This window comes from Paraburkholderia sp. SIMBA_027 (assembly GCF_046535315.1).
GTDB classification, from domain to species: Bacteria; Pseudomonadota; Gammaproteobacteria; order Burkholderiales; family Burkholderiaceae; genus Paraburkholderia; species Paraburkholderia tropica.
Window position 1 is genome coordinate 163,655 of record NZ_JAWRWY010000008.1, and the last position, 15,662, is coordinate 179,316.

The window sequence follows — 15,662 nt, forward strand, 5'->3', positions numbered from 1 at the left end:
CAGATTGGAATGCACCGCATTCGAGCAATTCACTGGTAAAGTCAGGTGCAACCGCTATAATGCGGGTTATCCCTTACGAGGGTAATCCCTGATGCAAATCCACCGGGGATACGACCGATCCTTGGAGAACACCATCATGTTTGCGTACCTTCTTGAAAAGCTGAGCACCTGGTTTGAAACTGCCGAACGTCGTCGCCGCGAAGCGTATCTCGCTTCCTCGTCGGACATCGTGCAACTCGAACAGCGTATCCGCTCGCTCGAATCGAACGGCTACTCGCTGTAAGCAGCCGCAGGCAATCTGCGCTGTCGCAAGCCCCGCCCTGGCGGGGCTTTGTCATTTCTGCGGTCCGGCGTTCTGGTGCTCCGGCGCTCCGTGTCTGAAACGCTTCGATGAAGGCAGTCTCAGCCTTCCCACCGCGGTAAGGTAAAGTCTTTTTTGCGACAAGCCGACAACACAGTGGAGTCGCTTTCTTCTACCGGGGGACGTTCATGGCGCCAGTCAGCTTTTTTCACCATTCCGTGTGCGCGATTGTGCTCGTGACGCTTGGCGCATTGACCAGCGCCGGCGCGCAGGCGGGACAGCCGCTGATCCTCGATACGCAGCATGGGATCAGTGACGGCCAGAAGGGCATCGTGTTGCAGAATGCGCCGCTCGGCCAGTCGCAGATGGTGCCGATGCAGCAGCTACCGTCGCCGGATGCCAATAATCAGCAGCCGATCATCGTCGCGCCGTATGTGGAAGTGCCGGGTGGCGGGGGCGGGCGGCCGCCGCGTCCGCGGCCCGCGCAGCAGCAGTACGCGCCTGCGCAATAAAGCGCAATAAAGCGCAACAGGGCGCAACAAGGTGCGGTAAGTAGCGGGATGAATCGAGTGGGCATGCCGCGAACGGGCATGCCGCGTGAAATCGTCTGGCGTCAGGGGCGAGGCGTCAGGTGCCTGGCGTTAGTCGCCAGGCATCAATCGCCGCGCGATTCGAGTTTGAATTGCGCGCCGTCGTCCTCGCCGAGCGTCTTGACGAGCCAGGGCATTGTTTCCTTGAGCGCGGCGACCAGCGTGTACGGCGGGTTGACGATGAACATGCCGCTGCCGAACAGACCAAAACCATCGTGCGGCGGACGCTTCACCGACAGCGAGACGTGCAGCCAGTTCTTGTCCTGCAGACGCTTGAGCTGCTCGGGAAAGCGCTGCGATTCGGGACGCGTGACCTGCGGATACCAGACCGCGTAGGTGCCGGTCGCGAAGCGCTGCAGTCCATCCTCGACGCACTTGATCGTGCGCGAATAATCGCGCTTGTCCTCGTACGACGGGTCGATCAGCACCAGCGCGCGGCGCGGCGGCGGCGGCAGAAGTGGCTTGATGCCGTCGAAACCGTCGCCCGCGTAGATCATCACGCGGCGGCCGGCGTCGTGAAAACGATGGCGCAGCACGTCGATTTCCGTGCTGTGCAGCTCGAACAGACGCATGCGGTCCTGCTCGCGCATCAGACGCCACGCGAGATAGGGCGAACCCGGATAGAAGCGCAGATTGCCGTCGGGATTGAGCGCCGCGACTTCGTCGACGTAATCCGAAAGCATCGGCGGCAGGTCGCTGCGACCCCAGAGTTTGCCGATACCCGTGTCGAATTCGGCATTCTTGGTGGCGTAGCCCTCGCGCAGCGCATAGGCGCCCGCGCCCGCGTGGGTGTCGATGTACCAGTAGGCCTTGTCCTTCTTGCCGAGGTACTGCAGCAGTTGCACGACGATGGCGTGCTTGAGGACATCGGCGTGATTGCCGGCGTGGAAGGCGTGGCGGTAGCTCAGCATGTTGGGGCGGACGCGAGGAAGGTGGCGACCGGCGCGCGCACTTGCGCGCCAATGGCGGTGAAACGATAAACGGCGGCGCTCAGGTTCTTTCGAGAGCTTCTTTCGAGCAAGCTCTTTCGGGACGCGCCGCTGGCGATGCGCGCCGGCGGCGTTTCACGTGCTTCGGGAACGAGGCATGCCGGCGAGGCCGCGTATTGTACAGCGTCGTGCAGCGCGGCCCGGCCCAAAGGCTGAGTTGCCGCCTTACTCGTAATGCTCGCCGACGATCGCCTCGATCTTCGCCTTCACTTCGGGCGTGATCTTTTCGGCCACATCGCGCGCCTTCATATTCTCGCCGATCTGCTCGACGCGCGACGCGCCTGTGATGACCGTGCTCACGTGCGGGTTCTTCAGGATCCACGCGAGCGCGAGCTGGCCGACCGTGCAATCGAGTTCCTTCGCGAAGTCGGCGAGCTTGCCGACGATGGCGTTCTTGTCCGCGTCGGTGACTTCCTTGCGCAGCCAGTCGTAGCCTTGCAGTTGCGCCCGGCTGTCCGACGGCACGCCGCTGCGATACTTGCCGGTCAGCAGCCCCGAGGCGAGCGGGCTCCACGTGGTGAGGCCAAGGCCGATGTCTTCGTACAGGCGGCGATATTCGTCTTCCACGCGGCGGCGATGGAACAGGTTGTACTGCGGCTGTTCCATGACCGGCTTGTGAAGATGATGCCGTTCGGCAATTTCCCACGCGGCGCGGATTTCCTCCGCGCTCCATTCCGACGTGCCCCAGTACAAGGCCTTGCCGCGCGTGATCATGTCGCTCATCGCCCAGACGGTTTCTTCAACCGGCGTGTTCGGGTCGGGGCGGTGGCAGAACACGAGGTCGACGTAATCGAGCTGCAGCCGCTTGAGCGATTCGTCGATGGCATTCAGCAGATATTTGCGATTGAGCGTGTGGTACTGATTGGGCGCTTCGTTCAAGCCCCAGAAGAACTTGGTGGAGACCACGTAGCTCACGCGCGGCCAGGCGAGTTCCTTGAGCGCCTGGCCCATGATTTCCTCGGACTTGCCGCTTGCGTAGACCTCGGCGTTGTCGAAGAAGTTGACGCCCGCATCGCGCGCCGCGGCGAGCGACTCGCGCGCGAGATTGCGATCGACCTGATTGCCGTACGTGACCCACGAGCCGATAGACAGTTCGCTAACCTGCAGGCCCGAGCGGCCCAGTCGCCGATAGTTCATGAACGCCTCCTTGTTGAGCTCGCCAAATTAGCACGATCGCGCGCGCCGCGCTGAGCGCGCGCGGCGTTGTGCAAGCGGTTGAACAGCCGGACCGCATGGATGGTCGAACCGCCGCCGTGCCTGCGCGCGACGATGCGCTGCGGCAAGCCTGCGCCGCCTTGTCCAGATCGACGCTTGCGACACGCGGCTTCATGCACAATAGCGCGGTTGGCCGCGGCGCAACATCCGGCCGGATGGCGTAGGGCAAATGCAGGAAAACGCTTAAGCCATTCGACAGGTTTGACGGTATGCGCGCGTCGAGGTCTCATCTCTTCTACGTCGTTGTCCCATTCCTGGAGGTGCTCGATGTCGTCTCTCACTCTGAATTCGAAGCTCGATGGCAAGGTCGCGGTCGTTACCGGCGCGGCCAGCGGTATTGGCAAGCAGATCGCACTCACGCTCGCCCAGGCGGGCGCGGCCGTCGCCATCGCCGACCTTAACCAGAGCGGCGCCGACGCCGTCGCCGAAGAGATCAAGGGCGCGGGCGGCAAGGCGATCGGCGTGGCCATGGACGTCACCAACGAAGACGCCGTCAATCAGGGCATCGACCGCGTGGCCGCCGAATTCGGCTCGATCGACATTCTCGTTTCGAACGCCGGCATTCAGATCGTCAATCCCATCGAGAATTACGCGTTCTCCGACTGGAAGAAGATGCAGGCGATTCACGTCGACGGCGCGTTCCTCACGACCAAAGCCGCGCTCCAGCATATGTACAAGGACGACCGCGGCGGCGTGGTGATCTACATGGGCTCGGTGCACTCGCACGAAGCGTCGCCGCTCAAGTCGGCCTACGTGGCGGCCAAGCATGCGCTGCTCGGCCTCGCGCGCGTGCTCGCGAAGGAAGGCGGCAAGCACAACGTGCGCTCGCATGTGGTCTGTCCGGGCTTCGTGCGCACGCCGCTGGTCGAAAAGCAGATTCCCGAGCAGGCCAAGGAACTCGGCATTTCGGAAGAGGAAGTGGTCAAGCGCGTCATGCTTGGCGGCACCGTCGACGGCATCTTCACGACCGTCGAGGACGTCGCGCAAACGGTGCTGTTCCTCTCGGCATTCCCCACGGCGGCCTTCACGGGGCAGTCGTTCGTGGTGAGTCACGGCTGGTTCATGCAGTAACGCGGAGGGCCGGTCATGGCGCAACGCAAGAAAGGGCAGGCGCAGTCGAGCGCCGTCGACGACGCAACCGGCTTGCGCGCCGCCACGGGCGCACAGGTTGGCGAACCGGCAGGCGTACAGGCGGGCGCTGAAACCGCTCCCCGTTCCGGCGCGCACCCGCGCGTCTCGCGCTGCGCGAGCGACTCCGATCAATGGGAGACGGTCGCGCTCACGCTGCAAGGCGGCGGTGCGCTCGGCGCGTATCAGGCGGGCGTGTACGAAGGGCTGTTCGAGGCGGGCATTGCGCCCAACTGGATCGCGGGCATTTCCATCGGCGCGCTCAATACGGCGCTGATCGCAGGCAATGCGCCCGAGCATCGCGTGGCGCGTCTGCGCGAGTTCTGGGAGACGATCTGCCAGCCCGCGTGGAGTCCGCCGCTGCCGGCCTTCATCGAGCACGCGCTGTTCAATTCCGGCGACGCCGTGCGCAAGAGCTTCACGGCCTTGCAGGCGGCGGGTGCGGTGATCGAAGGGCAGAAGGGCTTCTTCACGCCGCGCTTTCCGCCGCCGCTGCCCACCGCGGCGGGCGAGCCGGGCAAGGCGAGCTATTACGACACCACGCCGCTCAAGGCCACGCTCGAACGGCTCTGCGATTTCGACCGCATCAATTCGCGCGAAATACGCGTCTCGGTGGGCGCGGTGAACGTGGGCACGGGCAACTTCGTCTACTTCGACAATTCGACCACCACGCTGCGCCCCGAGCATTTCATCGCGTCGGGCGCGTTGCCGCCGGGTTTCGCGGCGGTGGAAATCGACGGCGAGTATTACTGGGACGGCGGTCTGATGTCGAACACGCCGCTCTACGAGGTGATTCAGACCACGCCGCGGCGCGACACGCTCGCGTTTCAGGTCGATTTATGGAGCGCGCGCGGTCCGGTGCCCGACAACATCACCGACGTGCAGGGCCGCATGAAGGACATCCAGTATTCGAGCCGCACGCGGATGGTCACCGACATGCTGCAACGCTCGCAGCGTTTCCGGCACGTGCTGCGCGAGGTGCTGGAGCGCGTCGCGCCCGAGCATCGGCAGGACAGGTGGATCGAGCTGGCGGACGAACTCTCGTGCTCGAAGAAGTACAACGTGATCCACCTGATCTACCGGCACAAGGAGTACGAAGGCCACTTCAAGGACTTCCAGTTCGGCATTTCGACGATGCGCGAGCACTGGACGAGCGGCTTGCAGGACATCCGCGCGTCGCTCGGGCAACCGGGGTGGCTCGACAAACCCGATAACGATTCGGGCTTCGTCACGCACGATATCCATCGCGATATGCACGGGCACGGTTGAACGCGCGATTTGCGCTCAGGCAGGCGCAGTAGTCTGCGCCCAAACAAAAGGCGTCCGTTCTTGCGAACGGACGCCTTTTTCGTCTCACTTCGACGCGCCGTCCGAAAACGGCGCATCGAGGCGAATCGCTTATTTCGGCACGCTTACTTCAGCACGGCGGCGACGGCGGTCGCGACGGCGTCGAGGTTGCGCGTGTTCAGCGCGGCCACGCAGATGCGGCCGGTGCTCACGGCGTAGATGCCGAACTCTTCGCGCAGGCGGTCGACTTGCGCCGCCGTCAGGCCCGAGTACGAGAACATGCCGCGCTGCACGTTGATGAAGTTGAAGTCGCGGTCGACGCCGGCCGCCGTCAGGCGTTCGACGAGGCCCGTGCGCATCGCGCGGATGCGGTTGCGCATTTCGCCGAGTTCGGCTTCCCACATGGCGCGCAGGTCGGCCGAGCCGAGCACGGCGGCGACCACCGAACCGCCGTGCGTCGGCGGGTTCGAGTAGTTCGTGCGGATCACGCGCTTGAGTTGCGACAGCACGCGCGTCGATTCTTCCTTGCTGCTCGTGATGATCGACAGCGCGCCGACGCGCTCGCCGTACAGCGAGAACGACTTCGAGAACGACGACGACACGAACACGTTCAGTTCCGAAGCGGCGAACAGGCGCACGACTTCGCCGTCTTCGGCGATGCCGTCACCGAAACCCTGGTAGGCGATGTCGAGGAAGGGCACGAGCTCGCGCGCCTTCACGACTTCGATCACCTGCTTCCACTGGTCGATCGTGAGGTCGACGCCGGTCGGGTTGTGGCAGCACGCGTGCAGCACGACGACCGTGCCCGCGGCGTAGCCGTTGAGCGCGCTCAGCATGCCTTCGAAGTTCACGCCGTTGGTCTGCGCGTCGTAGTACGGGTAGGCGATGACTTCGAAGCCGGCGCTTTCGAACAGCGCGCGGTGGTTTTCCCAGCTCGGGTCGCTGATCGCAACCTTGGCGTTCGGGTTCACGCGCTTCAGGAAGTCGGCGCCGATCTTCAGCGCGCCCGTGCCGCCCAGCGCCTGCGCCGTGACGACGCGGCCCGCGGCCAGCAGCGGCGAGTCGTCGCCGAGCAGCAGCTTCTGCACGGCCGCGTCATAGGCGGCGATACCTTCGATCGGCAGATAGCCGCGCGGCAGGCCGGCTTCCACGCGGGCCATTTCCGCATCGCGCACCGCGCGCAGCAGCGGAATCTTGCCGTCCTCGTTGGTGTACACGCCCACACCGAGGTTCACCTTGGTCGCGCGCGTATCGGCGTTATAGGCTTCGTTCAGACCCAGGATCGGGTCGCGGGGGGCGAGTTCGACAGCGGAAAAGAGGGACATGATGGTTCGGCAAAAGTGAAGGGAGAAGCTCGGTGGACCACACGCTGCCGATATTCGCCGGTACTTCGGCAGATTCGGGACTTCTTTGGCGCGCTCCTCGCGAGCGACGAGCGCCGGGCAGCCGGCCACGCAACTCGCTATTGTAACGAATCCGCCGGCCGTATTTCCGCCGACTGCGACGTCAGCGGGGCCATTTGGTCTGCACCTGATGTCGCAGCCGCCGCGCCCGCGCGTGAATTTCCGCCGCAGCGTGCGGCGCGGCCCTTGCAGCGGCGCCTGCGACGCCCCATCTGTTCCTTCTGTCAGCTCTCCGCTTGCCTTTTGCCGATGGCGAAAACGGTTCCGGAACGCACGCCGCAGCCGCGCCGTCGCGCCCCGCAAGACCCGGCAGGCGCCCCCAAGGCTCGCCCCCCGGCAAGATCGGGCGAGACGCTAGAATAGTTGTTTGCTCCGCGCACAGGATGTCACCCATGTCCGACCATTCCGTGGCCGACGCGCCCGCGCTCGACGAGTCGAAATTCGTCCAGTACGAAGGCTCGCCGTTCCAGCTTTATCAGCCCTACCTGCCGGCCGGCGACCAGCCGACGGCCATCGAGACGCTCTGCGAAGGCGTGGGCGACGGCCTCTCGTTCCAGACGCTGCTCGGCGTGACGGGCTCGGGCAAGACCTACACGATGGCGAACACCATCGCGCGCCTCGGCCGTCCGGCCATCGTGTTCGCGCCGAACAAGACGCTCGCCGCGCAGCTCTACGCCGAGTTCCGCGAGTTCTTTCCGCGCAACGCCGTCGAGTACTTCGTCTCGTACTACGACTACTACCAGCCGGAAGCCTATGTGCCGCAGCGCGATCTCTTCATCGAGAAGGATTCGTCGATCAACGAGCACATCGAGCAGATGCGGCTGTCGGCGACCAAGAGCCTGATGGAGCGCCGCGACGTGGTGATCGTCGCGACCGTGTCGGCGATCTACGGTATCGGCAATCCGTCCGAGTATCACCAGATGATTCTCACGCTGCGCCAGGGCGACAAGCTCGGCCAGCGCGACGTCATCGCGCGCCTGATCGCCATGCAGTACAGCCGCAACGAGCAGGATTTCCAGCGTGGCACCTTCCGCGTGCGCGGCGACACCATCGACATCTTCCCCGCCGAGCACGCCGAAATGGCCGTGCGCGTCGAGCTTTTCGACGATGAAGTGGAAACGCTGCAACTGTTCGATCCGCTCACGGGCCGCGTGCGCCAGAAGATTCCGCGCTTCACGGTGTATCCGTCGTCGCACTATGTGACGCCGCGCGAGACCGTGCTGCGCGCCGTCGAGACCATCAAGACCGAGTTGCGCGACCGGCTGGAGTTCTTCCACACCGAAGGCAAGCTCGTGGAGGCGCAGCGCCTCGAACAGCGCACGCGCTTCGACCTCGAAATGCTCCAGGAACTGGGCTTCTGCAAGGGCATCGAGAACTACTCGCGGCACTTTTCGGGCGCGATGCCCGGCGAGCCGCCGCCGACGCTGGTCGACTATCTGCCGCCCGACGCGATGATGTTCCTCGACGAATCGCACGTGCTGATCGGCCAGCTCAACGGCATGTACAACGGCGACCGCGCGCGCAAGGAAAATCTCGTCGATTACGGTTTCCGTCTGCCCTCGGCGCTCGATAACCGGCCGCTCAAGTTCAACGAGTTCGAGCGCAAGATGCGCCAGGTGATCTTCGTGTCGGCAACGCCCGCCGACTACGAGAAGCGCGTCACGGGCCAGATCGCCGAGCAGGTGGTGCGGCCCACGGGCCTCGTCGATCCGGTGATCGAGGTGCGGCCGGCGTCCACCCAGGTCGACGACGTGCTCGGCGAGATCAACGAGCGCGTGGCGGTGGGCGAGCGCGTGCTGGTCACCACGCTGACCAAGCGCATGGCCGAGCAGCTCACGGAGTTCCTCGCCGATCACGGCGTGAAGGTGCGCTATCTGCATAGCGACATCGACACGGTCGAGCGCGTGGAAATCATCCGCGACCTGCGGCTGGGCACCTTCGACGTGCTGGTCGGCATCAACCTGCTGCGCGAGGGCCTCGATATTCCCGAGGTCTCGCTGGTGGCGATTCTCGATTCGGACAAGGAAGGTTTCCTGCGCGCCGAACGCTCGCTGATCCAGACGATCGGGCGCGCGGCGCGTAACGTGAACGGCAAGGCGATTCTCTACGGCGACCGCATCACCGACTCGATGCGCAAGGCGATCGACGAAACCGAACGCCGCCGCGCGAAGCAGATGGCCTTCAACGAGGAGCACGGCATCGTGCCGCGCGGCGTGGTCAAGCGCATCAAGGACATCATCGACGGCGTCTACAACGTGGACGAAGCGCGCGCCGAGCTGCGCGAGGAGCAGGAGCGCGCGAAGTTCGAGGATATGTCCGAGAAGCAGCTCGCCAAGGAAATCAAGAAGCTCGAAAAGCAGATGATGGACTACGCGAAGAACCTCGAATTCGAAAAGGCGGCGCAGACGCGCGATCAACTGGCCGTGCTGCGCCAGCGCGTGTTCGGCGCGAACGTGGGCGACCATCCGGCGTGATCGTGGCGCCTGGCGACGGGCGCGAGGGAAAACCGGCGAAGGCGCGCGGGGTTTTTGATCGCGCGCTTTCTTTTTGGCTTGCGCCGGTTTCAGTGTTTTCCTCGCTTAATCCTGCAATTGGCTTTCGGATCGCCGTATCGCGAAAATAGATTCGGATCCAGTCGTAAGGCGCCGTTAAGCTTACGTGTGTAACGGTGCTAAAACCCTGTTGCGATGGGGCTTTCTGGCTTCCACAAATTGTTCCGCACTGGCTTCGGTGTTAAACTCCGCCATTATTGAGAATTGTTCGCATTAACATTTTCAGGTTGATGCGCGTTGTCGGTTCGGTGGTATCACTCATAAAAAAATCAGGAGTTTCGATGCGGATCCAATCTTTCGTGCGCGGCACCGTCGTCATGGCGGCCGCAGCGGCGGCGTTCTCGGCCCAGGCGGCCGAATACCCGATCGGCAAGCAGGCCATCCAGGGCGGCATGGAAATCGGCGCGGTCTATCTGCAGCCGATCACCATGGAGCCGGAAGGCATGATGCGCAAGGCGTCGGACTCGGACATCCACCTCGAGTCGGACATCCACGCGGTCAAGAACAACCCGACCGGTTTTGCCGAAGGCGACTGGATGCCGTATCTGCAGGTCCATTACGAACTCTCGAAACCGGGTTCGAGCTACGTGCAAAAGGGCGACCTGATGCCGATGGTCGCCAACGACGGCCCGCATTACGGCGACAACGTGAAGCTCGCCGGTCCCGGCAAGTACCACCTGAAGCTGATCGTCGAAGCGCCGATGCAGACGGGCCACATGGCGTTCGGCCGTCACGTCGACAAGGAAACCGGCGTGGGCCCGTGGTTCAAGCCCATCACGATCGAATACGATTTCCCGTTCGCGGGCATCGGCAAGAAGGGCGGTTACTAAATCCGCATGCGGCCCGCGCGCGCCAGTCGTCGCGCGGGCCGCGTCGCGAAGCATTCAGCAGGACCCCGAGTCGCGCGCAGTCGCTGCGCGCAGGACACGAAGGAGCAGGTAAGACTCATGACCGGAATTCGCAAGTTTGCGGCGCTCGCGCTCAGCGCGTCTTTTGCAGCGTCGCTGGCGGGCGTGGCCACGGTGGCGCACGCCGAGGATCTGCCGACGTTCAAGCTCGAAATGACCGACGGCAAGCTGAACCCCGCGCGCATCGAAGTGCCGGCGGGCAAGCGCATCAAGATCGAGGTGCGTAACACGGGCAAGGGCGCGGCCGAATTCGAGAGCGTTCAGTTGCGCAAGGAAAAAGTGCTGGCGCCGGGCGCGGATTCGTTCGTCGTGATCGCGCCGCTCGATCCGGGCGAGTACAAGTTTTTCGACGATTTCCATCAGCAGGCGCAGGGTGTGATCGTCGCGAAGTGATGCGATTCGATCGGCCAGAAGCCGTCATCGTCATGAAGTGAAGAACGCGGCCGGCGCGTGTGCCGGCGGCAGGAGCCAAGGAATGGGTCAGGTATTGTTCATCGTCTGGCGCGAGAGCGTGGAAGCGCTGCTCGTGGTCGGCATTCTGTATGCGTGGCTGAAGAACGGCGACGCCGACGCGCGCCGTGGTCTGCCGTATCTCTGGGCCGGCGTGGGTCTGGGCATTCTCGCGGCGATCGCGCTGGGCGCGGCGCTCGTGGGCTTCACCGAAGTGCTCTCGGGCGACGCCCAGGACTACTTCCAGACCGGCATGGTGCTGGTCGCCTGCGTGCTGATCGTGCAGATGGTGCTGTGGATGAAGCAGCACGGCCGCACGCTCAAGCGCGAGATGGAAGAGTCGCTCGAGAAGAGCACGCGCGATGCGAACTGGTGGGGCATCACGGTGCTGGTCGCGCTGGCCATCGCGCGCGAAGGCAGCGAGACGGTGATCTTCCTCTACGGTCTCGGCTTCGGCCAGTCGGGCCACGTCGACGCGAGCCAGTACGTCGCCGTGCTGCTCGGTCTCGGCCTTGCGTTCCTCACGTTCTATATTCTGCAGCTGGGCGGCAAGTACTTCTCGTGGCGCTATTTCTTCCGCGTCACCGAGATCATGCTGCTGTTCCTCGGTGCGGGCCTGTTTCAGACGGGCGTCGACAAGCTGATCGACAAGGAAATCCTGCCGACCATCGTCGACCAGGTGTGGAATTCGTCGGCGATCCTCGACGATTCGAGCACTTTCGGTTCGCTCGTCGCGACGCTCACGGGTTATCGTGCGCATCCGGCGCTGATGAACCTGATCGCTTACGCGGTGTACTGGCTGGTGGTAGGGTTCCTCGCGCGCCGCGCGAGCGGACGTCACGCCGCCATGACCAAAAGGACAGCAGCATGAGGGAAGCAGTATGAGTTGTGCATCGGCCCCGCCGCTGCAAAAGCGGGGCAAGCTGGCCCAGGCGGGCCAATGGATGCAACGGCACGGTGCGGCTATCCGCGCCGTGCAGTGGGTCGTCGTTGCGGTCTATGCGTTCCTGATTCTCGTGCCCGCGGTCATGCCGCTGCCCGACGATACGGCGCACCTGTGGAACAACCTCACGCTCGCGGCGCAGTTCGTGTTCTGGGGCATCTGGTGGCCGTTCGTGCTGCTCTCGATGGTGATGCTCGGGCGCGTCTGGTGCGGCGTGCTCTGCCCCGAAGGCGCGCTCACCGAGTTCGCCAGCAAGTTCGGGCGCGGCTGGGCGATTCCGCGCTGGATGCGCTGGGGCGGCTGGCCGTTCGTGGCCTTCGGCCTGACCACCATCTACGGTCAGATGGTGAGCGTCTACCAGTACCCGAAGGCGGTGTTGCTGGTGCTGGGCGGATCGACGCTCGGCGCGATGATCATCGGATTCCTGTACGGACGCGAGAAACGCGTCTGGTGCAAATACCTCTGCCCCGTGAACGGGGTTTTTGCGCTTCTGGCGCGCCTCGCGCCGTTCCGCTTCAAGGTCGACGAAGACGCGTGGCGCAACTCGTACACGCACGGCGAGCACGGCGGACATCGCGTGATCCCCGTGAACTGCGCGCCGCTTGTGCCCCTGCGCAACATGAAGGGCGCCGCGCAGTGCCACATGTGCGGACGCTGCAGCGGCCACCGCGACGCCATCGCGCTGACGTGGCGCTCGCCGGCGGAAGAAGTGGTCGAACTCGGCGACAGCCAGGCCAGCGGCTGGGACACGGCGCTGATCCTGTACGGGCTGCTTGGCATCGCGATCGGCGCGTTCCACTGGACCGGTTCGCCGTGGTTCATCGACATCAAGCAGTGGCTCGCGGGCTGGCTGATCGACCGCGACATCACCTGGCCGCTCGACACCAACGCGCCGTGGTTCCTGCTCACGCACTATCCGGCGCAGAACGACGTGTTCTCGTGGCTCGACGGCACCATGATCGTCGGCTACATCATGACGACGGGGCTGATCTACGGCACGGTGCTGTTCGCGATTCTCGCGGCGTCGAGCGCGGTGCTCGGCCGCTTCGAGATGCGTCGCCTGCATCACCTCGCGCAGTCGCTGATTCCGCTCGCGGGCGCGGGCGTGTTCCTCGGCCTCTCGGCCACGACGCTCTCGCTGCTGCGCGCCGAGCACGTGCCGCTCGACTGGGCGACCGAGGTGCGCATCGGCATTCTCGTCGTCACGAATCTGTGGAGCGCGTGGCTCGCGTGGCGCGTGACGGGCCGTTACAGCGCGCGTTTCTGGCAGCGCGGACTCGCTTTCGTGGGCTTCGCGCTCGCGCTGGCGGTGGTCGACAGCGCGTGGTGGCTGATGTTCTGGGGCTGGACGCGTTGATCGTGGCGCGCGTTCACTAAGCGCTTCATCGCGCGCGGCCGCTATATGCGGGATCAGCGTGTCGCCGCGCGCCGTCGGATGTTAATCTCGAAAACCGGGTTGGCCTTTGCCACCCGGTTTTTGACTTTTCGGAGAGACGTATGCGAACGCGAGCAGTTCTGACCGAAGAAGATGTGACGAAGGTAGCCGACGCGGCTGCCGCGCACGCCCGTGCGAACGAGTGGAACGTGACGATCGCGGTCGTCGACGATGGCGGGCATTTGCTGTTCTTGCGCCGCCTCGACGGCGCGCCGCCGATCAGCGCCGAGATGGCGCCCGGCAAGGCGCGCACGGCGGCGCTCGGACGCCGCGAAAGCCGGCTCTACGAAGAGGCGATCCGCCAGGGCCGCACCGCGTTCCTGAGCGCACCGCTCACGGCGATGCTGGAGGGCGGGGTGCCGATCGTCGTGAATGGCGACGTGATCGGCGCGGTGGGCGTGTCGGGCGTGAAGTCCGATCAGGACGCGGAGATCGCGCGCGCCGGCATTGCGGCGCTCGGGATCGAGTGAGATTGCCGGGTCGTGTCCGGATTCGCTTAGGGCTGCCGATCGATGTTTCCGGCAGTCGTCTCGACGATTGACCTGAGTAACCGAGCAAACCGCCAGGGTTTACGCGCGGCGAAGCGGAGCTGTGGTTATAATCGCGGCTCACGCATCGCCGCTGTATCGAGCAACACAGTCGAACAAGCAGGCGAGCGCTGGCTGCCATCCCCAGGCGGCATAAAAAATACCCCATAGAAATGACAAACGCCGCGGACCATGCCGCGGCGCTCGCCTCGGGCGGGCACGCTTTGCGCGCCGCTCCGTCATCACAGGTGAGAACAAAAAAATGGCTTGGCTTGCTGTGACGGCTGGCTTGAAGGATGTCTGCACGAAGGGGTCTAGATCTCGCGTGCAAGCCGTCGTTGCTGGCTACTGCCCAACGCCTCTCGATGGAGGCGGTCCCCACAATACTCGGTACTACAACAAATCTGCCTGCCTCACTTGGTGAGAATCAGCTTGCCCAGACGCGTGGCGCGCAGCTGATACGTCTCGCCGTTGTGCAGGATGCTCACATGGCTTCGGCCTTGCAGCAGGGCCGTGCTGTCGAGCGTTCGCTCGCTGCTGGCCGGTGCTGCCGTGCTGGCGGTGTCGGCACTCTTGCGGGCGGCAGCGGCAGTGACGGGTTTCGCGGGTCGCGAGCCGGTCAGCGCGGAACCGTTGCGGCGCAGGCTGAGTGTCGATGAGCGGTTGAATTCAGTCATGAACGTGACGTCTTGTGTGTGTCTCGATTCGATGGATGAATTCTAAATGATAATCGTTCCCATTTTCAACTGCGATAAATTCATCGGATTCGTGCGCCGATAGTTTTATGCGTGACGCGTGAAATAAGGCTTGAAAAACAAGGTCGACGCGCGCCCGGCAACCTCCGCGCGCGCGTCGTGCATCGGCAAAATTCTCAATGCAGCGGCGCGTCCTGCTCGCCGGGCATCCCCTGCACGTACTGTCGGATCAGCCGCACGGTGTCGATATCCGACTCGCGATACGCCGACTTCACGATCTCCGAGGTCTGGCGATCGTCCTCGTTTTCGGCGGCCGGCAGGGTGGTGCGGTACTCGAAGCGCAGGAACAGCTGCGCCTCCTCCGGTTCCTCGATCGTCATCGTGAGCGAGCCGCCGACGTGTTCGGCGGTCGGCAGGATGTCGTAGCGCACGCTCTCGTTGAGCGTGAACGTCACGCGGTCGCGCACCGTGGCCTGGCCGTAATGCAGCTCGCGCTCCATCGTGTTGGCTTCCTGCGCGAGGATCGTGCAGCCGTCGAGGCCGATCACGAACAGCTGCGGCTGCTCGGCGCGCAGCACGAGGCCTTCCCAGAGCTGGTCGCGTGTCATCGGCAGGACGAGCGGGTTCTGCGGGTCGTTGATCTGGATAAGGTGTTCGAAATTCAAGGCAACGTCCTGTGTGTCTATGTCCGTGCGCCGGGCGCGCCGCCTTCAGGCGACGACGAGCCCCGAGCGGATCGTGATCGTATTCGTGAGCACTTTATGCACCGGGCACGCGTTCGCGATCTGCAGGAGGCGCTCGCGCTGCTCCTCCGTGAGATGGCCTTCGAGCGCGATCTGGCGGTCGATCGTGGTGCCCGCGCTGCCGGTTTCCATCGACAGTTTCACGCGCACGCCTTCGAGCGGCCATTCCTTGCGCTGCGCGTACATCTTCAGCGTGATCGACGTGCAGGCGCCCAGGCTCGACAGCAGCAGCGAAAAGGGCGAGGGCCCGCGGTCGCCGCCGCCGAGCGAGGCCGGTTCGTCGGCGATCCAGGTGTGGGTGCCGTCGTCGAACTGGACTTGATAGTTGGTCGAGCCGATGTGTGCGGTGACTACGGAATCGGTCATGCGCTTCTCGCTAACGGAACGGTTGAACGGAGAACGGCCGCGGCGCCCGCGATACGGCGGGCGACGGGCGGCCAGTGAAACCTCATTGTGACAAAAAGCGCGTGAGCCTGCGGGTTAGCGTCGGTGGCCG

General features: G+C 64.3%; 17 protein-coding genes. 10 read left to right on the forward strand and 7 right to left on the reverse strand.

The features are described 5' to 3' along the window. Positions 1-136: 136 nt before the first annotated feature. Together SB764_RS17040 and SB764_RS17045 are read left to right on the forward strand one after the other, a co-directional pair. Positions 137-283: a DUF3563 family protein gene (locus tag SB764_RS17040; protein ID WP_074986432.1), complete on the forward strand. Its 147-nt coding sequence runs from the start codon at positions 137-139 to the stop codon at positions 281-283. 206 nt (positions 284-489) lie between these two features. Beyond that, complete coding sequence (locus SB764_RS17045; RefSeq protein ID WP_110328365.1) at positions 490-813, forward strand: hypothetical protein; 324 nt, start codon at positions 490-492, stop codon at positions 811-813. Positions 814-956: 143 nt separating this feature from the next. On the opposite strand, the gene SB764_RS17050 is transcribed toward SB764_RS17045, so the two are convergent. From SB764_RS17050 to SB764_RS17060, 3 genes are all read right to left on the reverse strand, one after another. Further along, positions 957-1,802, reverse strand: coding sequence for a 23S rRNA (adenine(2030)-N(6))-methyltransferase RlmJ (locus SB764_RS17050; RefSeq protein ID WP_074986428.1), 846 nt, complete (start codon positions 1,800-1,802; stop codon positions 957-959). Positions 1,803-2,045: 243 nt separating this feature from the next. Further along, on the reverse strand, positions 2,046-3,017 hold the full coding sequence (locus tag SB764_RS17055; RefSeq protein ID WP_065061365.1) for a potassium channel beta subunit family protein: 972 nt from the start codon (positions 3,015-3,017) through the stop codon (positions 2,046-2,048). Beyond that, on the reverse strand, positions 3,014-3,376 hold the full coding sequence (locus tag SB764_RS17060; RefSeq protein ID WP_410864133.1) for a hypothetical protein: 363 nt from the start codon (positions 3,374-3,376) through the stop codon (positions 3,014-3,016). The genes SB764_RS17055 and SB764_RS17060 overlap by 4 nt, the downstream gene beginning before the upstream one ends. On the opposite strand from SB764_RS17060, the gene SB764_RS17065 reads away from it, so the two are divergent. Then, on the forward strand, positions 3,363-4,166 hold the full coding sequence (locus SB764_RS17065; protein WP_183038243.1) for a 3-hydroxybutyrate dehydrogenase: 804 nt from the start codon (positions 3,363-3,365) through the stop codon (positions 4,164-4,166). The two genes, SB764_RS17060 and SB764_RS17065, sit on opposite strands and share 14 nt — an antisense overlap. Positions 4,167-4,181: 15 nt before the next feature. Next, positions 4,182-5,492: a DUF3734 domain-containing protein gene (locus SB764_RS17070; RefSeq protein ID WP_065061367.1), complete on the forward strand. Its 1,311-nt coding sequence runs from the start codon at positions 4,182-4,184 to the stop codon at positions 5,490-5,492. 143 nt (positions 5,493-5,635) lie between these two features. Here the strand turns inward: SB764_RS17070 and SB764_RS17075 are convergent, their stop codons facing one another. Then, positions 5,636-6,835, reverse strand: a complete 1,200-nt coding sequence (locus tag SB764_RS17075; protein WP_065061368.1) for an amino acid aminotransferase — start codon at positions 6,833-6,835, stop codon at positions 5,636-5,638. Between the two features lie 470 nt (positions 6,836-7,305). Between SB764_RS17075 and uvrB the strand changes: the two genes are divergently transcribed. The 6 genes from uvrB to SB764_RS17105 all read left to right on the forward strand — a co-directional run bounded on the left by uvrB (position 7,306) and on the right by SB764_RS17105 (position 13,671). Further along, a complete protein-coding gene (uvrB, locus tag SB764_RS17080) occupies positions 7,306-9,387 on the forward strand; it encodes an excinuclease ABC subunit UvrB (protein ID WP_074986421.1) in 2,082 nt (693 codons plus the stop codon). Between the two features lie 359 nt (positions 9,388-9,746). Then, positions 9,747-10,295, forward strand: a complete 549-nt coding sequence (locus SB764_RS17085) for an iron transporter (RefSeq protein ID WP_065061370.1) — start codon at positions 9,747-9,749, stop codon at positions 10,293-10,295. A gap of 117 nt (positions 10,296-10,412) precedes the next feature. Then, positions 10,413-10,766 carry a cupredoxin domain-containing protein gene (locus SB764_RS17090; RefSeq protein ID WP_065061371.1) on the forward strand — a complete coding sequence of 118 codons (354 nt, stop codon included), beginning with the start codon at positions 10,413-10,415 and terminating at the stop codon, positions 10,764-10,766. A gap of 82 nt (positions 10,767-10,848) precedes the next feature. Then, complete coding sequence (locus SB764_RS17095; protein ID WP_065061414.1) at positions 10,849-11,694, forward strand: FTR1 family protein; 846 nt, start codon at positions 10,849-10,851, stop codon at positions 11,692-11,694. 10 nt (positions 11,695-11,704) lie between these two features. Then, positions 11,705-13,123 carry a 4Fe-4S binding protein gene (locus SB764_RS17100; RefSeq protein ID WP_065061372.1) on the forward strand — a complete coding sequence of 473 codons (1,419 nt, stop codon included), beginning with the start codon at positions 11,705-11,707 and terminating at the stop codon, positions 13,121-13,123. A gap of 140 nt (positions 13,124-13,263) precedes the next feature. After that, the gene (locus tag SB764_RS17105) at positions 13,264-13,671 is read left to right on the forward strand and encodes a GlcG/HbpS family heme-binding protein (RefSeq protein WP_065061373.1); all 408 of its coding nucleotides are present in this window, start codon (positions 13,264-13,266) and stop codon (positions 13,669-13,671) included. Positions 13,672-14,141: 470 nt separating this feature from the next. Here the strand turns inward: SB764_RS17105 and hemP are convergent, their stop codons facing one another. The 3 genes from hemP to SB764_RS17120 all read right to left on the reverse strand — a co-directional run bounded on the left by hemP (position 14,142) and on the right by SB764_RS17120 (position 15,532). Then, positions 14,142-14,405 (reverse strand): hemin uptake protein HemP, encoded by a 264-nt coding sequence (gene hemP / locus SB764_RS17110; RefSeq protein WP_074986415.1) that lies wholly within the window; start codon positions 14,403-14,405, stop codon positions 14,142-14,144. A 194-nt stretch (positions 14,406-14,599) separates the two neighbouring features. Beyond that, positions 14,600-15,088, reverse strand: a complete 489-nt coding sequence (locus tag SB764_RS17115; RefSeq protein WP_065061375.1) for an SRPBCC family protein — start codon at positions 15,086-15,088, stop codon at positions 14,600-14,602. A 45-nt stretch (positions 15,089-15,133) separates the two neighbouring features. After that, positions 15,134-15,532 (reverse strand): OsmC family protein, encoded by a 399-nt coding sequence (locus SB764_RS17120; RefSeq protein WP_065061376.1) that lies wholly within the window; start codon positions 15,530-15,532, stop codon positions 15,134-15,136. Positions 15,533-15,662 lie beyond the last annotated feature (130 nt).

Coding starts and splice junctions, on each gene's coding strand:
- SB764_RS17040 (WP_074986432.1), top strand. CDS start 137: ATGTTTGCGTACCTTCTTGAAAAGCTGAGCACCTGGTTTGAAACTGCC.
- SB764_RS17045 (WP_110328365.1), top strand. CDS start 490: ATGGCGCCAGTCAGCTTTTTTCACCATTCCGTGTGCGCGATTGTGCTC.
- SB764_RS17050 (WP_074986428.1), bottom strand. CDS start 1,802: ATGCTGAGCTACCGCCACGCCTTCCACGCCGGCAATCACGCCGATGTC.
- SB764_RS17055 (WP_065061365.1), bottom strand. CDS start 3,017: ATGAACTATCGGCGACTGGGCCGCTCGGGCCTGCAGGTTAGCGAACTG.
- SB764_RS17065 (WP_183038243.1), top strand. CDS start 3,363: ATGTCGTCTCTCACTCTGAATTCGAAGCTCGATGGCAAGGTCGCGGTC.
- SB764_RS17070 (WP_065061367.1), top strand. CDS start 4,182: ATGGCGCAACGCAAGAAAGGGCAGGCGCAGTCGAGCGCCGTCGACGAC.
- SB764_RS17075 (WP_065061368.1), bottom strand. CDS start 6,835: ATGTCCCTCTTTTCCGCTGTCGAACTCGCCCCCCGCGACCCGATCCTG.
- uvrB (WP_074986421.1), top strand. CDS start 7,306: ATGTCCGACCATTCCGTGGCCGACGCGCCCGCGCTCGACGAGTCGAAA.
- SB764_RS17085 (WP_065061370.1), top strand. CDS start 9,747: ATGCGGATCCAATCTTTCGTGCGCGGCACCGTCGTCATGGCGGCCGCA.
- SB764_RS17090 (WP_065061371.1), top strand. CDS start 10,413: ATGACCGGAATTCGCAAGTTTGCGGCGCTCGCGCTCAGCGCGTCTTTT.
- SB764_RS17095 (WP_065061414.1), top strand. CDS start 10,849: ATGGGTCAGGTATTGTTCATCGTCTGGCGCGAGAGCGTGGAAGCGCTG.
- SB764_RS17100 (WP_065061372.1), top strand. CDS start 11,705: ATGAGTTGTGCATCGGCCCCGCCGCTGCAAAAGCGGGGCAAGCTGGCC.
- SB764_RS17105 (WP_065061373.1), top strand. CDS start 13,264: ATGCGAACGCGAGCAGTTCTGACCGAAGAAGATGTGACGAAGGTAGCC.
- hemP (WP_074986415.1), bottom strand. CDS start 14,405: ATGACTGAATTCAACCGCTCATCGACACTCAGCCTGCGCCGCAACGGT.
- SB764_RS17120 (WP_065061376.1), bottom strand. CDS start 15,532: ATGACCGATTCCGTAGTCACCGCACACATCGGCTCGACCAACTATCAA.